The 24178-nt window shown below is 61.9% G+C and carries 16 protein-coding genes and 1 tRNA gene; 2 read left to right on the forward strand and 15 right to left on the reverse strand.

Annotated elements, in window-relative coordinates:
* The 7 genes from JQ629_RS23925 to JQ629_RS23960 all read right to left on the reverse strand — a co-directional run.
* Positions 1–1599 (reverse strand): beta strand repeat-containing protein (locus JQ629_RS23925; RefSeq protein WP_212414742.1); only part of this gene is annotated, 1599 nt, incomplete at its 3' end.
* Positions 1600–3219: 1620 nt separating this feature from the next.
* Entirely contained in the window at positions 3220–4251 is a 1032-nt protein-coding gene (locus JQ629_RS23935) for an alpha/beta hydrolase family protein (RefSeq protein ID WP_212414744.1), read from the reverse strand.
* Between the two features lie 94 nt (positions 4252–4345).
* Positions 4346–6481, reverse strand: coding sequence for a caspase family protein (locus tag JQ629_RS23940; protein ID WP_212414745.1), 2136 nt, complete (start codon positions 6479–6481; stop codon positions 4346–4348).
* Positions 6482–6528: 47 nt separating this feature from the next.
* On the reverse strand, positions 6529–7638 hold the full coding sequence (locus JQ629_RS23945) for a ComEC/Rec2 family competence protein (RefSeq protein WP_212414746.1): 1110 nt from the start codon (positions 7636–7638) through the stop codon (positions 6529–6531).
* Complete coding sequence (locus JQ629_RS23950) at positions 7635–10163, reverse strand: caspase family protein (RefSeq protein ID WP_212414747.1); 2529 nt, start codon at positions 10161–10163, stop codon at positions 7635–7637. Before JQ629_RS23950 ends, JQ629_RS23945 begins: the two co-directional genes overlap by 4 nt.
* Positions 10164–10522: 359 nt before the next feature.
* On the reverse strand, positions 10523–11008 hold the full coding sequence (locus JQ629_RS23955; RefSeq protein ID WP_212414748.1) for an anthrone oxygenase family protein: 486 nt from the start codon (positions 11006–11008) through the stop codon (positions 10523–10525).
* Positions 11009–11010: 2 nt separating this feature from the next.
* A complete protein-coding gene (locus tag JQ629_RS23960) occupies positions 11011–11832 on the reverse strand; it encodes an NmrA family NAD(P)-binding protein (RefSeq protein ID WP_212414749.1) in 822 nt (273 codons plus the stop codon).
* A gap of 99 nt (positions 11833–11931) precedes the next feature.
* Between JQ629_RS23960 and JQ629_RS23965 the strand changes: the two genes are divergently transcribed.
* On the forward strand, positions 11932–12588 hold the full coding sequence (locus JQ629_RS23965; RefSeq protein ID WP_249135242.1) for a TetR/AcrR family transcriptional regulator: 657 nt from the start codon (positions 11932–11934) through the stop codon (positions 12586–12588).
* A gap of 46 nt (positions 12589–12634) precedes the next feature.
* On the opposite strand, the gene JQ629_RS23970 is transcribed toward JQ629_RS23965, so the two are convergent.
* Together JQ629_RS23970 and JQ629_RS23975 are read right to left on the reverse strand one after the other, a co-directional pair.
* Positions 12635–13561, reverse strand: a complete 927-nt coding sequence (locus tag JQ629_RS23970; RefSeq protein WP_212414751.1) for an SDR family oxidoreductase — start codon at positions 13559–13561, stop codon at positions 12635–12637.
* A 106-nt stretch (positions 13562–13667) separates the two neighbouring features.
* Complete coding sequence (locus JQ629_RS23975; RefSeq protein WP_212414752.1) at positions 13668–13925, reverse strand: hypothetical protein; 258 nt, start codon at positions 13923–13925, stop codon at positions 13668–13670.
* Positions 13926–14177: 252 nt separating this feature from the next.
* Here JQ629_RS23975 and JQ629_RS23980 point away from each other — a divergent pair, with 252 nt between their 5' ends.
* Positions 14178–14357: a hypothetical protein gene (locus JQ629_RS23980; RefSeq protein WP_212389300.1), complete on the forward strand. Its 180-nt coding sequence runs from the start codon at positions 14178–14180 to the stop codon at positions 14355–14357.
* Positions 14358–14431: 74 nt separating this feature from the next.
* Here JQ629_RS23980 and JQ629_RS23985 read toward each other — a convergent pair.
* From JQ629_RS23985 to JQ629_RS24010, 6 genes are all read right to left on the reverse strand, one after another.
* Positions 14432–14505: transfer RNA gene (locus JQ629_RS23985), tRNA-Cys, on the reverse strand.
* Positions 14506–14629: 124 nt separating this feature from the next.
* Positions 14630–16462 carry a carbamoyltransferase family protein gene (locus JQ629_RS23990; protein ID WP_212414753.1) on the reverse strand — a complete coding sequence of 611 codons (1833 nt, stop codon included), beginning with the start codon at positions 16460–16462 and terminating at the stop codon, positions 14630–14632.
* A 147-nt stretch (positions 16463–16609) separates the two neighbouring features.
* Complete coding sequence (locus JQ629_RS23995) at positions 16610–17029, reverse strand: SxtJ family membrane protein (RefSeq protein ID WP_212414754.1); 420 nt, start codon at positions 17027–17029, stop codon at positions 16610–16612.
* Positions 17030–17109: 80 nt separating this feature from the next.
* Positions 17110–17856 carry a tRNA-uridine aminocarboxypropyltransferase gene (locus JQ629_RS24000; protein ID WP_212414755.1) on the reverse strand — a complete coding sequence of 249 codons (747 nt, stop codon included), beginning with the start codon at positions 17854–17856 and terminating at the stop codon, positions 17110–17112.
* A 57-nt stretch (positions 17857–17913) separates the two neighbouring features.
* On the reverse strand, positions 17914–21027 hold the full coding sequence (locus tag JQ629_RS24005; protein WP_212414756.1) for an efflux RND transporter permease subunit: 3114 nt from the start codon (positions 21025–21027) through the stop codon (positions 17914–17916).
* Positions 21027–24173, reverse strand: coding sequence for an efflux RND transporter permease subunit (locus tag JQ629_RS24010; protein ID WP_212414757.1), 3147 nt, complete (start codon positions 24171–24173; stop codon positions 21027–21029). Before JQ629_RS24010 ends, JQ629_RS24005 begins: the two co-directional genes overlap by 1 nt.
* Between the last annotated feature and the right edge of the window lie 5 nt (positions 24174–24178).

Here is a 24178-nt window from a genome sequence, read left to right on the forward strand (position 1 = left end):
ATTGTTGAGCGTGTAGGTGTAACTGCCGTTGCTGTTGATCGTCACCGACCCATAGGTGCCGGCAACCGCATTTCCGACGTTGCCGGCCGAGCCGTTCACCGCCGCAACCGTCTTGGTGGCCCCGGTGTCGACGTCGGTGTCGTTGCTGAGCACATTGCCGGTGGCGGACGGATCGCCGCCGAACGGCGTGTTGCCGGGATTGACGCCGGACTCGGTGACCGCATCACCCGCATTGGTATCGGCGACCGCGACGGGCCCGTCGTTCGTGCCGGTAATGTTGATGGTCAGCGTCGTCGACGAGGTCGCCCCGAACTGGTCGGTCACCGTGTAGGTGAACACCTCGCTCGCCAGCACGCCCTGCGCCAGCGCCTGGGTGTCCGGATCTGCATTGTTGAGCGTGTAGGTGTAACTGCCGTTGCTGTTGATCGTCATCGACCCATAGGTGCCGGCAACCGCATTGCCGACGTTGCCGGCCGAGCCGTTCACCGCCGCAACCGTCTTGGTGGCCCCGGTGTCGACGTCGGTGTCATTGCTGAGCACGTTGCCGGTGGCGGACGGATCGCCGCCGAACGGCGTGTTGCCGGGATTGACGCCGGACTCGGCGACCGCATCACCCGCATTGGTATCGGCGACCGCGACGGGCGCGTCGTTGGTGCCGGTGATCGTGATGGTCAACTGCGCGGTATCAGTAAGCCCGTCCGGGTCACGAACTGTGTACGTGAACGCCTCCGTGACTGTGACCCCGACCGCCAGCGCGTTGGTGTCCGTATCGCTGTTGTTGAGGTTGTAGGAGTAGCTGCCGTTGGCATTCAAGGTCAGTGAGCCATAGGTGCCCACCAATGCAGTTCCGACCGTGCCGGCAGTTCCCGATCCGGATTCCGGACCGGTCCGGACCGCCGACACCACCAGCGACGCATGGCAGTCGCCGGAATCCGTATCATTAAGCAGCACATTCCCTGCAGCCGAGGAGTCGCCGGGAAACGATGTATTCCCTGGGCCAACGCCAGCCTCTCGCACGACATCGGCACCATTGGTATCGTTGACGCCAACCGGAGAAGTGGGGTCGACAGCGAAAGCAACCTGCTCGATCGCCGAGACTTTGAGATTGATACTCGTGAACGTGAATTCTGCCTGGCCTGCTTGACCGGTATTCTTGTTCTTGTTTGCGGCAATAAAGGCCTGAAATTGCGTGATTTCAGCGTTCAACGCCGCCATAAAAGTCGCATTAAGTAACTGCGCGTTGCTCAAATAGATAACGAGCCTATCGATTTCGGCAGTGCCCTGGGCAGCATTGCCATTGCCGCCGTCGTAAATGTCGTAACCGGAAAAGGCCGTTTGTCCGACCGTAGTCCCTACGCCGTAGACCTGGCTACCGATCTTGTATTGGTTTTCCCACGCTCGATAGATGAGCGTATCCGCGCCTGACCCACCGAGGACGGTGTCAAAACCACTGCCGCCATCAAGCGTATCGGCCCCTGATCCGCCGTTAAGGCGATCGCTGCCAGCGCTACCGGATAACGTGTCGTTGCCTGACCCGCCGACGTAATTGTCGTTGCCGCTGGTGCCTGTAAGTGTGGTGGTGCCGCTGGCGCTTGCCATTGATGCTCCAATATCAAGTTAGTGAAGAATCCTGCTTGTGAAAATTCGCGCGACTAACGGGTGGTTTGCCCCTGCGACAAGATGGATGTCGCGACTGCGGCCTGGCAATTTCGAAGGATGTCTTGATGAGACGGCAACGAAACGACGGAGTCGTCTGAAGCGAATGCCGGTGGATCATTTGATGGAGTGATCGACGGTCCGACCGGAGAACCAGAACAGCGGCAACCAGAATTTTCCTGGTGACACGATTCGATCTCGAACCAGTCGACTGCCTCTGTCTTTTTAGTGAACGCAACGCGACCCACGGCTCACTCCTCTGCTAACGCAGAGCAGGTGCGATCGCACTCGAAAGGCAACTCACAAGAGACCGCCGACCTTCGGCGCGCGATCTACACAAACGCGCTGACACTAGAGAGAATCTGGAACTATTGTGAATTTACTACGAACGCCATAATCCCTGCCCTATTCATGTCGAGTCTGAAAGGACCGCGCATGTTCGAAAATTTTTTTTGTCGCGTCTCTTGATTTGATCAGAGACAAAGTCGCAGACGTCATTCATTCGTGCTGCTATTCGCGAGGCCGTCCCTTAACTCAATGAGTGCAACTTGTCGCAAGTTCTCATTACCGTCTACATGAACGCGACATGGATTGATTGAACTAAATTGAGCGACCGTAAGACTACGGACGCAAGCGGCGAAAGAGGTACCTCGAAATAGCGATTGAAAGCAGCACAGCTCGTATTTGCCACTCCGCGGGCTCCTCCGGAAACTGCAAACGGCCCAACGAGGGATTTCGCTTTCCTTGCAACACGAGAGGATTAAGCGCGCTTCGTCACAGATGACAGCAGTGAGCTGCTAGGTGCTCGCAAATGAAATTGTGACGCTGAAGTCACCTACGCAAAGATTGCCCACTTCGCTGGCGACTCCAGCCCGGAGCGCCAGCATCCAATCTCATATTTGCCCGGCGATCGTTCATTCTCGCTGAGATGGCCTCACCGAGATCAGCCAAATCGAAGCCGCCGGCGTGCACCGGCGGGTTCGGAAATCAAGAGTCCGGCTTGGCTTATGGCTTTCGCAGGCACAAACCAACGGTCGGTGCCGTCCCGCATTTGGCGCCGTCAGCGGCGCCGCCACCCGGGCAGAACACCGACACCAAAATTTCCGTCGATTCGCAGCTTACCGCAGCGTCGGCCTGAACGGCTCGGACGGTGGCGACGCCTGCGTCGCCCTTGGGACCCGCGTCACCCTTGTCACCTTTGGGGCCCGGCTCACCCTTGGCACCCGGCGCGCCCTGAGGGCCCTGAGGCCCTTGTGCGCCGGGCTGGCCCTGCGCACCCGCGATACCCTGCACGCCTTGCGCCCCTTGAGGGCCGGCCGGACCCTGCGGACCTGCATCGCCCTTGGGCCCAGGATCCCTCCCGCATGCGCCTAGTGCCAGAGCCAAACCAATCGCGAGTATCGGGAAAATCCTCATGCGACGCCCCCTTTGTCATTTCCGCCGTTAATGGCGGTTGCAACACTATGCCTTCAACCACGCCGAAGCTCTAGTGTTGACGGCCGTCCAAAGGTCGAATGAACGCCCCAAAGCACTGATGACGCGTGTCGCCCTGTCTCACCGCAATCAAGGCCGCTTGAAGAATCCGCAACGGAAGAGAAAGTGCAGCAACCGCACGAACATCAGAACATTGAACGGCGCCCGCGCCAGCGAGTAGTGCCCGCACGGAAGTCGCATCCATCGATAATCCACCTTGCAGTGCCTTAGACGCTCGATGAATTCCCGCGTCAGATGGGGTTTGACCACGGTATCTCGGGTGCCGGAGAAAATCAGGGTGTCGTGACCGCAGCGCCCGAGCTCCCTGGCGAACGTTCCGGTGCTGATGATCGACCACACGGATTTGAGTTCATCGAGCGTCATTGCGGGCTCAACCGCGCGGCGAATGTGCTGCGTGGCGCGGCCGCTCCATACCACGTCGGCGAAATCGCCAGCGGTCAGAAGCAAAGCAGTGCAACGGATGCGCGGATCAAAAGCACCCGCCAATCCCGCAATGCACGACCCAAGACTAAAACCGATCACGGCGACCCGGTCATGGCCGCGCTGTCTCAGCCAGGTCACGACATCCTTGGTATCGATCACGGCCTGACGCACGGAGCGAATCGTCCGCCCGAGATTCGGACTCAGGAAATGATCCGAAATGAGGGACCCTTCCCGCATCCGCAAGCCGTGATACGGCGGCGCGAATTCGACGGCGGTAAGGCCGAGCCGGGCGAAATACCCTGCCAGGTTCTGGTAACCCCAGGTCGGCGCGCTCCAGTGCGGAACTATGATCACCGCCGATCGCTGCCGCTTCGACTCCATGACGCGCGCGCGCACCAGATCGCTGTTCGGCGTTTCGGTCGCGATCGCGCTTTGAAATGTGAGCAGATCCCCGTCAAACCGGAAGTGCTCGCTTGGCCTGGACGGCGAGGCATAGAACTCCGTCGCGCGGCTGCAATGTTTCAGAACAAGTTGCTGGAGAACCGCCAAGCCGGCGCTGTCAGGGGCTTCATCGAACGCCAGCGAGGCTCCCAACGCGACATGTTCCACAAGTTTGGCCGCGTCGTCCTGTGCGGCTTTCGCTTCATCCCACTGATCGAGAGACGAGAAATAGGACATCCGTAATTCCAGCGACTTTCAACTTGTCAGTTTGGCAGGGCAACTCCCGGCAAATGCGCTCCGGCGCGGGCGGCGGCGTTCGGAGTGCAAGTGATCAGAGCGACGGACCGCCTTTGCCTGCACCGTCCAATTGATCGTCCATGGAGCGCTTTCTGAGCCCCGGCAACAAAACAATAATGACGGCAACATAAGCCAGCGTTACCAGTGGGATGCTGCCGTAACCGATAAAAATCCCGGTTGCGACAGAGCCAACCAGGATTGCTCCGAGATGTTTGTACATCGGGAACACGGCTGCCATAAACGGCTGCCGACTAATATCCAGGACTTCCTGTTTGCTGTGCTCGATTCCCATCGTCAGGCGCCATTGGTCTTTTCTGATGTTGTCCAAAAAGTACTGCTTCGCTTTTGCCAAGGTGCTGTAAAGAAAAAAGCATGCAGCAAACACCATCAGCAGCGTGAACATGATTTCCACCAAGCCGGTCCACGATGACGGCACGGCCAAGGTGTCGGCGATCGATTTGCTGCTGTCCGGAGGCAGTCGTCCCATCCAGCTCAACACATCGCTGAAAAGGAGATCCGTGACGATCGAATAATTCGTCACGAGATAAACAGCCTGGAGCCGCATCAAGAATCCTGCACCCAATCCCAGGATTGCGGAACAAAAGATAATCATGCCGATATCGGAAAAACGCTTTCCGAACGTGGCGTCGCGCAAGACCAGACGAAATTCGCCCGTGGGATCGGCGACGGTATTCAAGAAAAAACAAATGGTCGCCGCATAGACGAGGATGGCCAGGTAAACGTACAGGGCAACCGCCATGTAGAAATAGGCCATGAACGAGAACGCTATCGATGCGGTCGCGGGGATCGATCTATCGACCGTTGCATATGTGGACCAGTCGATGACGCTGACCTTGCCGCCGAAAAACGGCATCAGACAGGTTTGGACCCATTCATTGCCGGCGTGGATAGCGATGATGACCAGCATGATCCAGAGCAACAGCGAAACTTTTCGTAACGCCTGTTTCCATGCTGCAAAGAATACTCCTTCAGTAATGGGCCGTCCTTTTGCGTCCACCACCAGCCGTTGCTCGACAAGGCTCGCCAGCGTAACCTTGACGCGCTCGGTCAGCGCGGCAAACAAGCAAAGGTAGAAAGGGAAAAGAAGCGTATAGGTGACCGACCAATTCGGCGCGGCCATGAATCCGATTTGCTTGCCCTGATAGGTTATCCACCCAAGATGGAGAATATTGCTGACGAGCATGAGTACAAACGCGACTGCAGTCGACATACCGCCGAGCAGAAGCGGACCGGTCTTCCGCGCCGTGGATTCGATTGCTGCGGCCAGACTCCATACTTCGACGACAGGTTGAGCCGGTACCGTATTCGTATCTTCATCCCCCGATGGGGGCTTCGCATCCTTGTCAGCCAATGGGAGCGCAACACCCGTAGGAAGCGACATCAATCCGCCAACGTCGGGCCAACCCGGGGGAACACGCACGCCTGCTCTTAGCTGCGTGCTAAAGTAGAATTCGCTCGTCAGGGAATCGTTCGACCACGGCACCTGCTTTCCGCCCGTCGCTTCGCGCACCGATTTTTTTACCCGCCGGATCATTTCGGTGACTCCCAGATAGGGCGTCTCGATATGCTCTACCAGCGCCATGGTGAAAGGACTCAAACCTCCTTCGTCTCCCTCGGTGGCGGTTTGACCTTGCTCCGCAGCGAATGCGATCAGGGCATCTTTCAATTCCGTCGACGCGATCGCCTTCAATCCGGCCTGCTTGACCACAACCCCTTTCGTGCCTGGCACCGCACCTCGCTCCTGGACCTTGAAGGGATCGTCGCGACAGGCGTCGAGGAACACCAGACTGACACCGGCCCTGCTGCGCATGGCAGCGAGTTGCGGCGTGACCGCGAATGCCAGCCGATCAAGGTCCTCCGGCCCCTCCAGTCCTGCATCCACCGGAATAAGATAGTTTTCGCCATCATATTGAACCGCGTGGCCCGAATAGAAGAAAAGCGCCACCGTAGCGCCACCGATGTCCTGTGAAAAATCACGAAACGCCTTGTGAAATTCATTGATCGTACAATTGCGTACAGCCCTCACGTCGAAACCCAGCCGATCGAGCGCTTCGGTCATTTTGTCAGCGTCGTTGACCGGGTTTTGGAGAGTGGTCGCGATTTCGTATTCGGCATTGCCGATCACCAGAGCGATTCGCTTTTCCGGCATGTTTGCCTCGTGAAGTTGCTAAGGTGGCTCACGTCGCAGTCGCGCGATTACAGATTTCGGATATCGATGGTCAGCCCCGGCTCGTCCTTGGGCGGGATCTCGCAGGAATATTTGTATTTTTCCTTCAGGTCGTCCTTGTTCCAGACGGTTGCGTGCTTCTGGTGTGTGTTGAAGTAGAGTGTCTTGTGCCGCGATGGATCGTTCACGAGGATGCGCGCAATCGTTTCGCCGTCCGGATGATCGTGCTTGGTGCCGTCGGTGGAGATCGCGAAGTTCACGCAGTCGATGATCTTCAGCAGGGTCGGTGAGGTGTTGGCTTTGCTGCCGTGATGGCAGAGCTTGAACAAGTGCAGCTTCAGCCGGTTTGTCTCGCTGTAACCGAGCTTTCGAAGACGCCGTTCGATCACTCCCGGATGGGCGTCGGCTCCGAGCAGCACCCGTCGCCCGCCGAACTCGGCAAGAAACGCGATACTCGATCCATTCGGCTCGGCCGCGTCCTCGACGAACGGCTTCTTTGCCAGCGCTTCCACGTTCACGCGTGAAAGCACCTCGAGTTCGCCGGACTCCTTGTCCGGTTGTTCGTCTTGATCGTCGGGATCGAGCGGCCGGAGATTGGCCAGCTCGAGCTCCTTCATCCAGACCGGCTCCAGGGCCGCAAGTTCCTCGTCGCCTGGCGAAACGAGGGTCACTTTGAGGTTGCCGGCGAGATCGATTGGATGTTGCCCTTGCGGGCTAGCGATCGAAGCAATTCCGTTCGACCCGAATGCGGAATTCCACGGCCAGCGAAAACGAACGATTCCGACTGATAGTTTTTCGCCTTGCTTGGCGCTTAGAGACTCCAGTTCCTCTGCGCGTTCCAGCCGGGCGGCTGCGTTCTTGAGGTGATGCCAGGCGTTGAACCAGACATCCCGCGGCTGGAAAGGTGCACTCGATTCTTTTACGAGTGGCATCGCGCCGGCGATGTGATCGGCATCGATGTGACTGATGGTGAAAAGCTCGAATTGCCCGGTTTGTTTCAAGGTCGGCCGCAACGTCTTGTAATCGCGGGTACGTCCCAGATCGATCAGGGCATGGAAGAGCTTGCCCTCCTCGCCCCAGCTGAGCGTCAAGGCGTCGCCTTCCGAAGCCGGATGCATCACGAGGCGAAAAACACTCATGGCGCTGACCTCGGTTGAACGGGAATCCGCAGCACCGTGAAGGCACGGGCGGGGTCACAGAGCTGTGCAAAGCGCCACATGGTTTTGGCCGGCGTTGCCACGTCAGGATCGCCGGCGAAATCGGCCAACCCCTGTGCAAGCCAGTCTATCGACAGGGAAAAGACGGGGACGCCGCGGCGATACGCGTCGAGCAGAAGCGCTTTGGCTTCCGCGCGCTTCGCCACATCCTTGCCGCCCTGCGACATGAGATGCCGCGCCAGGATGACCGGACCGTCCGGCAGTTGCGGAAACCAGTTCGCGAGGTTGCGCAACCAGGCTTCGGGAATCTTCAATTGGTCGAGTTGATTGGTCGCGACGGCGACCAATGCGCCGGCGGTGGCGGCCAACGGATTCTTGACCTTGAGCACCAGCGCGGTTTTGGCGCTGTTATTCGCCAGGATATCTCTCAGCGCGATTGCGCTGAGCTCGAAATCGCGCTGCGCCAGGAACGCCAGCAGCCCCGCCCATTGGCGCGTGTCGACAACCACGGCGAGGTGGGAGCCGGAGGCTTTCGGGTCAGGTTCAACAACCAGTACAGGCGTCCAGCTGTCCCGTTTGCCTGCGGGATCGTTTTGAAACTTGCCCTGGGCGCCGAGGGACGGTATCGCCGCGATTTCGTGCCAGTCCCTGCCGATGGCCGCCACCCAGACGGGTTGGTCGTCGGGGGTGGGTACGGCGGGCGCTCGGTCTCGATCAGGTAAGCGGCGGGACACGCTGTCCTGGATGGCGAAAACATTGCTCGTCTCGGCCTTGAGCTGCACCGGTGCTGGAGCGGTCGCGCCACCAGCCGCGATACCACGATCCGCTGCGAGCACCTGCGCGAAGGACAAGGGTATCGGCGCAGCAAAGACATCCGCCACAGGCGATCCGTTGCCGACGATTTGTTTTTCACTGGCACCCAGTTGCGTCAGCCGCGCACGTAAGTCGGCTTCGGATATTTCCAAAGCGGCTTTCGCCCCCCTTCTCGCAGGCCCGGCCGCCTTGGCCATAGCGGGTGCCATTCGCGGAGGTGTCCCGGGCACCGGCACCGGCAGTTGCAACATCACCGTAGCCGTGGCTCCGGCCTTCACCTGAACCTCGCTGGAGAGCGTTTGACTATCGGACACACCGAGACTGATGTCATACCAGCCGGGTTCGATCTCGACGGCCGCCTCGTCTGGGCTTGCCGGAACTGCAATCATCAGAGGTTTGGCTGCTTGGACTCCGCGCGGCCTGATCACGGCAACAAGGCGCTTGGGCACCGGTGTCCCGGCAGCAGCAGCAATGGAGAAGACGACCTTCCCCTTCCTCGAATCCTTGCCGATGCCCTTCGCAACGGGTGCGCGGCTCACCCTCACCTGCTCGGGAAGTTGCCTGAATGCCACGGGCGGCACCGGCTCAATCCGGGTTTCGCCGATTATGGCGTCGTTGGCGTCAAACGCGACGATCTTGCGAACTTGGTACTGGGGTAACTGCAGGCGCACGAACGATTCAATGCCGCTGGTCCCGGCGACCTCTTGCAGCACGGTGGTGCCATCCATCACCTGAAAACGGCTTGTCGAGAACTTGTGTCCCGGTGCCAGCGAGACGAAAACCGAAGCAACATTTGTCGGCGGCACAGCGCTGACGACAAAAGGTGCGTTGAGTTGCATATCCGGCTGCTGCAGCGGTTGACCATCGCGCACGTGCAGCTCCAACAGACGGGCGACAGTGCGGGCCAGAACGTAATTGTCGATGATCCAGTTCTCATTCGACGCAGCCGCGAGGCCTCTGAGCGCATCCAGCAATACGTTTGCGAAAATAGTGCCTTGCTTGAGCCCATAGGCTTCGCCGCCTAGTCCCGTGGATCGCAAGACATGTGCACGCTTGCGGCCACCACTGGCCACCGGCTCGATCAGCTTTGTCCCAAACTCCTTGTCGAACCCGAGAGCCAGCGGGGTCGGTGTCCGGCAACAATCAAAGATCAGCAATTGCTCATTGGCGTCAACATTTGCCAGTGCCTCGACGAACTGCTCGACCTCCGACATCCCCGCTGTCGCGTTGCGCTTGTTCGTCCCGTAATCCTCCAGCAGGAATGCGGTGCGCCGGCCAAAGCTTTCACCATGGCTCGATACGAACAGGAACAGGAAGTTATCCGGATTGGACCCAGCCCGATCGATCCAGTCCCACACTGCCTTCTGGACGTTTTCGAATGTCGCCCGCGGGACATCCGCACCGGCAACCTGAGAACGCGCACCTTCCGGAAGTTCCGACAACAGGACACTGAGGCTGCCGAGCGGCTTTGCCGGATTATCGAAACCACCGGGCGTTTCCGCGCGCGTTCCGTCGAGAAACCATTCCGTCACCAACCGCGCGGAAGCGGGCGGAGAACTCACCGGCGACAAGCTTTTCGACGCATACTGGCCGACGCCGATCACCAGTGCATGGGTTGCGGGCACGGCCTGGAGCCCGTCGTCACGGTAGACGACGCCAATTTCGCGATCAGCTTTCGAAGTAACGATCCCCATTGCGTCCGCGCGTCCGCAGCTTGCCTCCAGTCCCCGGGGGAAAGACGAAGGCATTGGAAATTGATTGATCGCCGCCCAACTTCTGCCCCCAGCAGAACCCTGTTGGTCAACGGTCGATGCGCCAGTTATTCTTTTTATCGAAAAGTCTTTTAGTGGAAATGGTTGTCAGTCCAGAAGCGTAACATCGGTACGTGTACTTTGAAAGCTGTCGTTCGGAACACGCGCTGGTTTTGCTCCGCCATTTCCTCGCCAATGGATCGGCGGATCGATCTCCCGTTCATGCGACGCTACGCAGCGGTAATATTGCACCCCGGTACACAAGGTTGATCGTCACTGATCCGCCATGTGCCGCCCCACACCTATCTCACCGCGATCGTCCAGATGAACAGCGCACACGCCAGCGTGGATGAAATCGTCCGGACATGGTTCCACAGCGTCCAGTCGGTCAGATAGCGCGCCCATAGCGGTGCGGCCTCGGTACTTGCGGGTTCGACGGCGGCCAGCGCGTTGTTCAGGGGCACGTTGAAGACGGCTGTGCATACGAACATGCCGATCACATAGAGCACGCCGCCGGCCAGCATCGCGATCGCGCCCGGCTCACCCCAGCGAAGCAGGCCTGCAACAGCCAAAAGCAGACTCGCAAGCGTGGTCCCAACAAAGAGCGGCATAAACAGCGACTGCACGATTACGGCGTTGATCGCGTTCATGGCCGTGATGCCTGGCACCTGACCGATGCGACCGAGCGCGGTCATGATGAAGGTCGAGAAGGCGAAGTAGAGTCCCGCGATCAAACCGCAGCCGATCGCGGAAAACCACAGCAGTCCGGTGATAACAGATTGAAGCATGGTCATCCCCTCCAGACGCCGGTCGCCGCGGTCCTGCGGGCATAATCGGCAAAATCGCGGGCCGGACGGCCAAGCGCCTGCGCGACGCCATCGGCAATGCGGCTGTTGCGTCCGTCGAGCACGACGGTGAAGAGTTCGTCCATGAGAGCGATGATCTCTTCAGGGACGAACGGCCGCATGCCGGCGGCAAACGCTTCCGGTGAGATCTGCCGGTAGCCGATCGGCCGGCCGGCGGCGGTCGATATCTCGGCCACGGCTTGTGCAAAAGTGAGCGCGCGCGGGCCCGTCACTTCATAGAGCTTGCCGGCGTGACGCTCGTCGTTGAGCGCCGCCACCACCACGTCGGCGATGTCGTCGGCGTCGATGAAGGGTTCAAGCACTGCGCCCGCCGGCAACGCGACCTCGCCTGCCTTGACGCCGTCGAGCAGATAGCCTTCCGAGAAATTCTGGTTGAACCAGCTGGCGCGGACAATGGTCCATGGCACGCCGGAGGCCTGCAACGCCGTCTCGGCGCGTTGCGCGCCGGGCTCGCCGCGGCCCGACAGCAGCACGAGGCGCTGCAGCCGGTTTTCGCGCGCGAGCCGGCTGAGTTCGGTGATCGCCTTGGTCGATCCCTCCACCGCCAGATCCGGCTGATAGGTGACATAGGCGCTGGATACGCCGTCCAGCGCGGTAGGCCAGGTCTGCGGATCATTCCAGTCGAACGGCACGGAAGTGGAGCGTGAAACCGGGCGGGTGGCGACGCCTTGCGCCTGCAGCAGCGCGCCAACGCGCGCGCCGGTCTTGCCCGTACCGCCAATGACCAGGATCGGGAGTTGCGACATCGGAATTCCCTTTCATTAAACACGAGGAGATCTCGTATTTGTAAAATGCGATAAGTTCTCGTATTGATTTGGTCAAGGGCTTTTTGAATGGGGTGCATTATGGCGGTGAAGAGGAAGACCGGACCGGGCCAGGCGGATGCTGGCGCGCAAGGCCTGGCGCGGCTGGTCCCGACGCAGCAACGCAGCCGCGAGCGGTTCGAGCGCATCCTTGAAAGTGCAGCGGAAATCATGGCCGAGAAGGGCAGCGAAGCGTTCCGGATGAGCGACATTGTGGAGCGGACCGGCGTGGCCTTCGGCTCGCTCTATCAGTATTTTCCGGACAAGACCGCGATCATCGGCACGCTGGCGGAACGCTACAACGCCGTTGGCCGAGACTGCGTCCGCCGCGATCTGGCGTCGGTAAAAAGCGCCCGGGACCTGCATCCGGCGCTCTGCCGTATTGTCGACAGCTACTACCGGATGTTCATCGACGAACCCGTGATGCGCGACATCTGGCAGGCCACCCAGGCCGACCGGGCGCTGCAAAAACTTGACGAGGAAGACGGTGCCTATCTCGCCGGTCTGCTCGACGAGGCGCTGCGGCGGATCGCGCCGGACGCGCCCTCGCCCGCGCTGGCGTCGTTTTCGCAACTGGTCATGACGCTGATCGCAGCCGCCGTGCGCCACGCGATCGCACTGGAGCCGAAGCAAGCTGCGCGCATGCTGACGCTGTTCAAGCGGATGCTGCCGAAGAATCTGGCGGCGCTGGAGATGTGATGACCGGCCGCGCCCGAGTCAGAATTAGCAAGTCAGCACTGGCAAGTCAGCGATAGCCGGTGACGTCGGCGGGCCGACCGGCGTCCTGGACCTCGACGACGTACCGCCACGCATCGGGCCGGCTGCCGTCGAGATCGGTGAAGCCGTAGATTTTCCCCAGTTCCCCGCTCGACAGCGATTTTCCGTTCCAGCGCGCCACGTCGGGATCGCCGGCAAGTGCGGCGACGGCGCGGCCGACGAAGGCCGGACTCTCCGATATCGCAAAGTGCGGCTGGACCTTGGTGGCATCGCGCCAGTTCGCTTCGGTGACGCGGTAGGCATCGAGCATGGCTTCCGACCGCAGCCAGCCCGGCGTCAGCGCAACAGCCGTTCCGCCGTGCGGCGCCAGTTCATGGGCTAAAGCGAAGGCCATGCGGTTCACCGCGGCCTTGGCCAGATCGTAGAAGAACGAAACGCGGTAGTTCGCGGCGTTGTAGGCGTCGGTACCGTCAGTCATCTCGACCACCAATCCGCCGCGTGTCTTGATCAGCAAAGGCGCGGCGAAATGGCTGGTGATGGCGTGGGTATCGATGGCGAGGCGGAGTGTACGCAGGCCATAGTCGAGCGAGGATTCCCAGACCGGCTTGTTCCACTCCATCCGGGTGGCGCCCCAGATGTCGTTCACCAGGATATGCAGGGCGCCCTGCTCGAATGCGATGCGATCGAGCAGGCCCTGCACCTGCGTGGGTTCGAGATGATCGACCTGAACCGCGATGCCGTGGCCACCGGCCGCATTCACCAGATCGGCGGTTTCCTCGATCGTCTCCGGCCGGTTCATTTCCGATTGCTGCTGTCGCGTCGTGCGCCCGGTCACATAGACCGTTGCTCCCGCCGCTCCCAATTGAACGGCAATGCCGCGGCCGGCGCCGCGGGTGGCGCCTGCGACCAGCGCGACCTTGCCCGCAAGCGGGCCCTTCAATCCAGTGGCTTTCATGGACGGCATCGCTCCCTGAATGCGAAGTTTTCATCGCATCTAAGGAAATGATCCCGCTTCGTAAAGGGAACGGACGTCGCGCCCTGGGGGCCGGTGCAGCAGCTGGCTACTGCTCGAACACCGCCGCACAGGCCGGGCTCAGGCTTGCCTTCTGCCGGCGCAGGCAGGCGGTGATGGCGCGCGCGTTGGGGATTTCGCCGGCGCACAGGCGGTAGACGTCGGGCGTGCAGGCCCGGCGTTGCTCAGGCGTGCCCTGTTGCGCGTTAGCCGACCCCGCTGCGAACAGCGCGAGGAACAGACCGACCATCGAAGCGCGGCGGACCCGGCTGCGTACCGCTCCAACTCGCGCCACGTGCGTCTTCATGTCCGCATCTCCCTGGTCGGCCCGGCTTGACAGCACGGACGTCATCCGACCGAATACGCGGAATAATTTTCGTGGAATGTGATTTTTCTCACACTTTATGCTGGGCGTTCGGGTCTACCGTGCCCCTCGGGGAATCAACCATTTAGTAACTACGTTTGCCGCGATTGGCCGATCGATAAAATTGGATCGATCCGTTCAATCTGGAAACAAATCGGTTTTGAGAACGTGCGCTCTGGAACCCCGGAGAGCGCGATGAGCGAAGTTGAGTTCGACCTATTGCTGGACGCCGTGAAAACGGCCATTGCGCCCGTACCGGAGGATGATTTCGTGGCCCAGACCCTGCCCTTTCGTCGAACGCCGCGCCCCGCCAACGACAACCGCGCCCCTTGGCCGCTGGTTCCGTTTCCTGAAGGCTGGTACGCCTCCTGCTAAGCGCCTGAGCCTGACGACGGCCTGAAGTTCGTCCGGCCTCTCATATAATCGATCTAAGTTATTGATTATATGGATGGAGGCCACGACCAGAATTGAACTGGTGTACACGGTTTTGCAGACCGTTGCGTAACCACTCCGCCACGTGGCCCCATCGGGGCGGATCAATACAGCCCGCCAATGGGTTAGGCAACCTTCCTCGTTTCCCCATCGACAAAGTTCTGCAACTCCAAATCCGTGGATTTCCGAAACGCGCGATCCGCCTCGCTGTTCGATCAATCGAGTTCGAACGCATTCTTGTAGTCGAGCTTCAGCGACGCCGGCTGATCTTCCTTGAGCAGGAAGCAATTGCCGACCACCAGCACTTCGATATCGCTGCCCATGAAGCAGCGGAAGGCGTCTTCCGGCGTGCACACGATCGGCTCGCCGCGGACATTGAAGCTGGTGTTGACCAGCACCGGGCACCCGGTTTCGGCCTTGAAGGCCGTCAGCAGCGCATGAAAGCGCGCATTGGTGTCGGCATGCACGGTCTGTATCCGCGCCGAATAATCCACATGGGTCACGGCCGGGATGTCCGAGCGCGGGATATTGAGCCGTTCGATACCGAACAGCTTTTCATCACCGGGATTGGCGGGCCGACGGTGCTTCTTCAGCACATCGGCGACGATCTGCATGTACGGACTGTCGCCGTCGAGTTCGAACCATTCGGCGACATCCTCGCGCAGCACGGCCGGCGCGAAGGGACGAAAACTTTCGCGGAACTTGACGCGCAGGTTGAGCGAGCTCTGCATCCTCGGTGAGCGGGGATCGCCGAGGATCGACCGCGCCCCAAGCGCGCGCGGGCCGAATTCCATCCGTCCCTGGAACCAGCCGACTGCTTTCTCCGCAACCAGCGCTTTGACGGTGCTTTCGATCAGCGCGACATCGGTGAGCGCAGTGAACACCGCCCCCGCCTGCGCCAGGCGCTGCTCGATCTCGGCTTGCGCGAATGACGGCCCGAGATAGCCGCCCGCCATGGCATCGCCGGCGGGCGCCGCCCGCGTCTTGCCGGCAAACTGATAATACGCCGCCAGCGCCGCGCCGACCGCGCCTCCGGCGTCGCCCGCGGCAGGCTGCACCCATATGTTCTTGAAGGTGCGCTCACGCAGGATTTTTCCGTTGGCGACGCAGTTCAGTGCGACGCCGCCGGCCAGGCACAGATTCTCCGATTGCCCCTCGCGGGCCAGACTGCGGGTCAGCCGCAGCACGATCTCTTCCGTCACCTGCTGCACGGAAGCGGCCAGATCCATGTGGCGCTGGTCCAGGCGCTCGGACGGCTTGCGCGGTTTGCCGCCGAACAGCTTGTCGAACCGCCCGTTGGTCATGGTCAGGCCGGTGCAATAATCGAAATATTGCAGGTCGAGCCGGAAGCTGCCGTCGTCCTTGAGGTCGACGAGATGGTCGAGGATCAGTTTGGTATATTTCGGCTCGCCGTAGGGCGCGAGGCCCATCACCTTGTACTCGCCGGAATTGACCCTGAAGCCGGTGTAATAGGTGAAGGCCGAATAAAGCAGCCCCACCGAGTGCGGGAAATTGATCTCGCGCGTCAGGTCGAGCGTATTGTCCCTGCCGTAGCCGGCCGACGTCGTAGTCCATTCGCCGACGCCGTCCAGCGTCAGGATCGCGGACTCGGCAAACGGCGAGGCAAAGAACGCCGAGGCCGCGTGGCTCTGGTGATGATCGGCGAACAGCAGTTTCGCTTCCCAATCGACGCTGCCGTCGATCTCCAGGAGATGGTCGCGGAGCAGGCGTTTCTGGAACAGCTTCTCCTTTAACCAGACCGGTATCGCCTTCCGGAACGACTGAAAGCCGCGCGGCGCGAAGGCAAGGTAGGTCTCGAGCAGGCGTTCGAATTTGAGGAACGGTTTTTCGTAGAACACGACGTGATCGAGTTCGCTTGCGCTGATGCCCGCCGCCGACAGGCAATAACGGATCGCGGCGGCCGGAAAATTCGGATCGTGCTTCCTGCGCGTGAAGCGCTCTTCCTGCGCAGCGGCGACGATCTTGCCGTCCACCAGCAGAGCCGCGGCGCTGTCGTGGTAGAATGCCGAGATGCCGAGGATGCGCACGTCGCCACTCAAAACAGGGTACAGACGAACGGCGTCAGCGCTGAGCCGTTGTTCACGGCCGGCAATCCTTCCATTAGGGCATCACGCGAACCAAAAAGCGATCCCGGAGAGGCAAATGGCTCGTGCAGGCACGACATCAGGCAGACCTTAGAACTGCTGCCGCATGGATTGCGATGGTGGTCTCGGATCGGAGCGCGGCAGCCAATAGGTCGACGATGAACGATCCCTGGCGAGATTGAGGAAATCCTTGCCGAACAGGCGCATGGCCAGCCCAATCGGCAGGATCGTGCCAAAGAAAAGCAAGGCCATGATGACGGGGTTGACCACGCGATACATCAGTAGCCCGAGCTTCAGCCATGCCCGGTTGGCGGGGTTCAGGGTCCGCGGGCGCCACAAGGTCAGGCCTGCGAACACCGCGGCGGCGCCCAGCCAGAACGGCGCATGAGACGAACCCTGGTAGAGACCGTAACCGCCGATCAGCGAAAAAACCGCGGCCATCGTGAACCCGAAATTGCGGTCGCTTGGCCCGACGACAACCTCGTCATGTTGCGACTCAAGCGATTGCATCGGTACTTTCTGCTGATGTTTTCGGCTTTGACGACAGACAACCCGGCGGTTCTACTGACCGCTCGCAACCTTCGCTAGCGTTATTTGGCGCGCCCTTTAACCCCCTTGCGGCGGCGATAATCGCGCTTCTTCGGCTTGGGTGCGAGTTCCGGCATGGTGGTCTGAACCTCGCGATAACGCGTCAGCAGCCGCTCGAAACTGCCGTTGAGCGTCTCGGCGATATCGGGCCGTTTCTCCAGCCCCGCCAGCAGCATCGCCGCGGCCTCGATCGTGGATAGCCCGTCGGCACGCGGCTCCTTGCGGAGCTTTCCATAGCGCGAGGCGCGCTTGGGCCCAAGAATCACCCGCTGGCATTTCAGCATCCACGCGTTGCGCCACCACAGCGCCTTGGCCTGGCTCCATGTGCCGTCGAGCAGCACGATGCCCTCGATATCGCCGAGGATGGCGCGCTGATGCGGTTCGATCTCGCCCTTGCGGTTGATCGCGACGATTTCGTTCTCGGTCTCGAGCTCGCTGACCTTGGCGGAACCAAGATACAGCACCGCCCAGCGCGAGGGATCGTCCACCGGCCGTCCCAGCGCCTTGGAGAGGCTTGGCCAGGACAAGCCGATCTTGAGCACGGCGTCGCCAAAATGGAGCGCCGTCAGGCGCGCCGTACCCAGCGTCCGGTCCTGTTCCTGCGGATGCTGCAGGATCAGGAGCGAAACCTTGTTCTCGATCGGCGTGATGCTGTCACAGATGCACAACGGCAGCGGTTTGCCGCAATCGGCGCACTCCGGCACTTCTTCTGCGTCAGGTGTGGCCTTGGCTTCGGATTGTTTTGACATCCGCCCGCTATACGCTGCGCCGCCCACCCCATCAACAATTCAGGGCCGATCCGGTAATTATTCCGCCGGCGCCTGGATTGCGGCCGGTTCGGACCATCGCCGCCGCAACCTGTCGATCAGAAGGTAGATCACGGGTGTCGTGTACAAAGTGAGGATCTGGGACACGAACAATCCCCCGATGATGGTGATTCCGAGCGGCCGGCGCAGCTCGGTGCCCGGGCCGGTCGCGATGACAAGGGGAATGCCGGCGAACAGGGCCGCCAGCGTCGTCATCAGGATCGGCCGGAACCGGGCGGTGCAGGCCTCGAAGATCGCGTCCGCCGACGACAGGCCGCGGTGGCGCTCGGCGTCGAGCGCGAAATCCACCATCATGATGCCGTTCTTCTTGACGATCCCGATCAGGAGGATGATCCCGACAAAGGCGATCACGGTCAGCGGCGTGTTGGTCACCTGCAGCGCGAGCAGCGCGCCGAGCCCCGCCGAAGGCAGCGTCGAGATGATGGTCAGGGGATGCGCGAGGCTCTCATAGAGCACGCCGAGCACGATATACATCGCCACCAGCGCGCCGAGGATCAGCAGCGGCTGCCGCCCGCTGGTCTTGTTGAAGTCGCCGGCATTGCCGTCGAAACTGCCGCGGATGCCCTCCGGCATATGCAGTTCGTCGACCGCGCGCTGGATGTTGGTGGTCGCGACCTCCAGCGGCACGTTGGGCAGCAGGTTGAACGACACCGTCGTCGAGGGGAACGACTGCGAGTGATAGACCGCCAGCGGCGACAGGCCGCGCTGATAGCGCACGACGGCCGATAGCGGCACCTGCGCGTCGTTGGCGCCGGCGACGAAGATGCGTTCGAGGTTCGACGGATCGGCCTGGAATTTCGGGTCGATCTCCAGCACCACCATGTACTGGTTGCGCTGGGTGTAGATGATCGAAATCTGCCGTTGCGCGAACGCGTTGTTCAAGGCGTTGTCGATGTCCTGGACGCGAACACCCAAGCTCGACGCCGTCTTGCGGTCGATCACCAATGACAATTGCAACCCGCCGGGATCGCGGTCAGAGGACACGTCGGTAATGCCCTCGACGGTCTCCATGCGCTTGCCGACGATGGGGGCCCATTTCTGCAGCAGATCGAGGTCGGTGCTCGACAGCGTGTACTGATAGTCGGAATCGCTCTGCCGTCCGCCGGTCCTTATATCCTGGGCGGCGAACATGAACAGGCGGATGCCCGCGACGCGATAGAGTGCCCGGCGCAGGCGATCGATCACGTCGGAAGTCGACTGCCCCGCCCGCTCCTCCGGCGGCTTCAGGCTGATGAACATGGTGCCGCGGTTGGAGCCGCCGCCACCGGGACCGCCGCCGCTGCCAAGCGAGGAGCCGATACCGGCGACCGCAGGGTCGGCCATGACGATATCGGCCAATTGCTGTTGCAGGCCGAGCATCGCCTGAAACGAGATGTCGGGGGAAGCACGGGTCGATCCGATGATGAAGCCGCTGTCATCGGTCGGGAAATAGCCCTTCGGCGTCTTGATGTAGAGCGTCACCGTCAATGCGATGGTGGCAAAGAACACGACCAGGGTAAGATACGGAAACTCCAGCACCCGCCGCAGCGTCCAGGTGTAGAACGACACGGTGCGCGAGAGCGTGCCCTCGACCAGCCGGTCGAACCAGGTGGCACGATCGGAAGTCGCCTCCTTGATGAAATGCGCGCAGATCATCGGGGTGACCGTCAGCGAGACCACGGTCGACACCACGATGGCAAAGGTCAGCGTCAACGAGAATTCGCGCAGCAGCCGCCCGACGATCCCGTCCATGAAGATCAGCGGCGTAAAGGCCGCGATCAGCGACAGGCTGATCGACAGCACGGTAAAGCCGATCTGCTTGGCGCCTTCCAGTGCCGCGGCGAGCGGCGCCATGCCCTGCTCGAGATTGCGGTACATGTTCTCGATCATCACGATGGCGTCGTCGACCACGAAGCCGACCGAAATCGCCAGCGCCATCAGCGACAGATTGTCGATCGAGAAACCGGCAAGCCACATCCCGGCGCAGGTACCGGCCAGCGCGAGCGGCACCGAGACGCCGGCGGCGATCGTCGGTGTCAACCGCCGCAAGAAGGCGAACACCACCACCATGACCAGGAACGCGGTCGCCAGCAGCGTAAATTGCATGTCGAGCACGCTGGCGCGGATGGTGCCGGTGCGGTCGACCAGCGTCGAAATCTCGACGCCGCCCGGCAGCCATTGCTGCAATTCCGGCAGCAGCGCCCTCACCCGGTCGACGGTATCGATGACGTTGGCGTCGCCCTGCTTGGTGATCTGGATCAGCACCGCCGGCTGCTTGTTGAACCAGGCGATCGAACGGCTGTTGCGGACGGAGTCTTCCACCTCGGCCACGTCGGAGAGGCGGACGAAATTGCCCCCCGAGCTCTTGATGATGATGTCGCGGAATTCGGCCGCCGTGCGCATCTGCTTGTTGGTCGAGATCGTCTCGCTCTGGCGGCCGCCGTTGAAGATCCCGACCGGGCCGAGCGGGTTGGAATTGACGATCGCCAGCCGGACCTCGTCGGTCGCGATCCCGGCGTTGGACAGCGCGACCGGGTTGAGCGCGATCCGTACCGCGGGCTGATCCGCGCCGCTGACGGTGACTTCGCCCACTCCCGGCACCTGCGAGATGCGCTGCGCGATCACGGTATCGGCGACGTCGTACATCGCGCTCGTCGTCAGCGTCTTCGAGGTCAGCGCCAGCACGAACACGGGCGCCGCGGACGGGTTGGCCTTGCGGAACCGCGGCAGTGACGGCAGGTCGCTCGGAAGATCCGCCAGCGAGGCGTTGATCGCCGCCTGCACGTCGCGCGCGGCGCGGTCGATGTTGCGGCCGATCGCGAACTGCAGCTGGATGCTGGTGGTGCCGAGCGAACTGGTCGAGGTGATCTGGTCGATGCCCGAGATTTGCCCCAGCCGCCGCTCCAATGGGGCCGCAACCGTCGACGCCATGATCGAGGGGTCGGCGCCCGGGCGCGTGGCGGAAACCCGGATCGACGGAAAATCGACGTTGGGAACCGCCGACACCGGCAGAAACACGTAGGCGACGACCCCGACCAGAAAGAGCCCGATCGCCAGCAGCGTGGTGCCTACCGGCCTGCGGATGAAGGGCTCCGAGATCGAGATCGATGCCATTACTGCATCCCCTCGGTGGCGCCGGCGACCGGCGGCCCGGCAGGCCCCGGCTCCGGCACCGCCTTGTCGATTTTGCGGTTGAGCCGGTCGAGCGCCAGATAGATCACGGGCGTGGTGTAGAGCGTCAGCAACTGGCTGAGCAGCAATCCGCCGATGATCGAGACGCCGAGCGGGAAACGCAATTCCGCGCCGGTGCCGCTTTCGAGCGCCAGCGGCAGCGCGCCGAACAGGGCGGCCAGCGTCGTCATCATGATCGGGCGGAAGCGCAACAGGCAGGCCTGCACGATCGCTTCGTTCGCAGACATGCCCTTGTGACGCTCCGCCTCAAGGGCAAAGTCGATCATCATGATCGCGTTCTTCTTGACGATGCCCATCAGAAGAATGATGCCGATCAGGCCGATCACCGACAGGTCCTGGCCGCACAGCATCAGCGCCAGAATGGCGCCGATGCCGGCCGAGGGCAGCGTCGAGAGAATGGTGATCGGGTGGATGTAGCTCTCATAGAGCACGCCGAGCACGATGTAGATGGTGACCAGCGCAGCCAGGATCAGCCATGGCTGCCCGGCCAGCGATTTGGCGAACTCGGCCGCGTCGCCGGCATAGACGCCGACGATGCTGCCGGGCATGCCGATGCGGGTTTCGATCGACTTGACCGCCTCGACGGCGTCGCCGAGCGCTTCACCCGGCGCCAGGTTGAAGCTGAGCGAGATGGCGGGGAATTGTGCGTGATGCGAAATCGCCAGCGGCGCGGTGGTGCGCGTCAGCGTCGCGATCGCCGAGATCGGTACCTGCCCGGCCGGGCTCCCCGGCGTTGCCGCCACACCCGGCACGTAGAGCTTAGAGAGGATCGAAGGATCGCGCTGATACATCGGCATGGCTTCCAGCACCACGCGGTACTGGTTGGCCTGGCCGTAGATGGTCGATATCTGCCGCTGCGCAAAGGCGTCGTTCAGCGTATCGGTCACGACCTGCAGGCTGACGCCGAGCTGGCCGGCGCGCTGGCGGTCGATGTCGAGCGCGGCGCGCAAGCCGCCCTCCTGCGCTTCCGACGAGACATCGCGGAACAGCGGATCCCGCCGCATCTCGGCGACGAGCCTGTTGGCCCATTTGGTCACTTCGGCGGAATCGGTGCCGGTCAGCGTATACTGGTATTGCGAGCGGCTCGACTGGGTCGAGATCTGCACATCCTGCACCGGCTGGAAATAGATGGTCATGCCGGGGATCGAGGCCGTGCGCTGCTTCAGCCGATTGACCACGACCATGATGTCGTCGTGCCGCTCGCCGCGCGGACGCAACGTCATCACCAGCCGGCCGACATTGGTGGTCGGATTGACCGAGCCTGCGCCGATCACGGAGACCACGCCGACCACATCCGGATCGGCCTGGATCGCGGCGGCCGCCGCCATCTGCCGGCTTTGCATCTCGGCAAAGGAAACGTCGGGCCCGGCCTCGGTCACCGCCGTGATCGAAGCCGTGTCCTGCAGCGGCAGAAACCCCTTCGGCGCGACCACGTACATGACCAGGGTCGCGACGATGGTGAGGAACGTCACGGCGAGCGTGGCGCGCTGGCGCTGCAGCACCCACAGCAGCGTGCGGTGATAGAGTTCTACCGTGCGATCGATGAAGCGGCTGACGGCGGCGAGCCCCGGAACGGCGAATTCCTCGTGGACGTTCTTGAGCAGCCGCGAGCACATCATCGGCGTCAGCGTCAGCGAGACGACCGCCGACGTCACCACCGCGATCGTCAGCGTCAGCGCGAATTCGCGGAACATGCGGCCGACCAGGCCGGACATGAACAATAGCGGGATGAACACCGCGATCAGCGACACCGTCAGCGAAATCACGGTGAAGCCGATCTCGCTGGCGCCCTTCAGCGAGGCCTCCATGACCGACTCGCCGTCTTCCATGTGGCGGACGATGTTCTCGATCATCACGATGGCGTCGTCGACCACGAAGCCGGTGCCGATCGTGAGCGCCATCAGCGACAGATTGTCGAGGCTGAAGCCCGCGAAATACATGATCCCGAAGCTCGTGATCAGCGACAACGGCAGCGCCACTCCCGCAATCAGCGTGGCGCGCAGCGAGCGCAGGAACAGCAGCACGACCAGCGTCACCAGCACCACTGAAAGGATCAGCGTGAACTGCACGTCATGGACGGAGGCGCGGATGGTGACGGTGCGGTCGCTGACGATGGTCAGCTTGACGCCCGCCGGGATCGCGCGCTGCACCTTCGGAATTTCCTCGCGGATCTGGCGCACCACCTCGATCACATTGGCGCCGGGCTGCCGCTGGATGTCGATGATGACGGCCGGCGTGCCCTGATACCAGCCGCCGGTGCGATCGTTCTCCAGCCCGTCGATGATGATGGCGACGTCGCCGATCGTGACCGGTGCGCCATTGCGATAGGCGATGATGATCGGCTTGTAGGCCTCCGCGGCCGCGATCTGGTCGTTGGCGGCGATGGTGTAGGATTGCTGCGCGCCGTCGAGCGATCCCTTCGGGCCCGAGACGTTGGCCCCGGCAATGGCGGCGCGCAGATCCTCCATCGAAATGCCGTAGGCAGCCAGCCGCGCAAGGTCGGCCTGCACCCGCACCGCAGGCTTCAGCCCGCCCAGCACCGCGACGCGGCCGACGCCGGAAATCTGGCTGAGCCGCTGGCCCAAAATCGTGTCGGCGATATCGCTCATCGCGCGCAGCGAAATGGTGTCCGACGTCAGCGCCAGCGTCATGACGGGCGCATCGGCCGGGTTGACCTTGGCATAGGTCGGTGGGTACGGCAGGTTTTTGGGCAGGATGCCGGCCGCCGCATTGATCGCGGCCTGCACGTCCTGGGTGGCGCCGTCGATGTCACGGTTGAGATCGAACTGCAGCGATATCTGGCTGACGCCGAACGAACTGGTCGATTGCATCGACGATAGCGACGGGATCTGGCCGAGCTGACGCTCCAGCGGCGCCGTGATCAGCGACGCCACCACGTCGGGGCTTGCGCCCGGCAGTTGCGTCGTGACCTGCACGGTCGGGAAATCAACCTGCGGCAGCGCCGACACCGGCAACGCCCAGTAGCCGAGCGCGCCGCCGATCAACAGCGCGATCCCGAGCAACGAGGTCGCGATCGGCCGGCGGATGAACGGTTCGGAGACGCTCATGGTTG

The sequence above is a fragment of the Bradyrhizobium sp. AUGA SZCCT0222 genome (genome assembly GCF_018130205.1).
Taxonomy (GTDB): Bacteria; Pseudomonadota; Alphaproteobacteria; order Rhizobiales; family Xanthobacteraceae; genus Bradyrhizobium.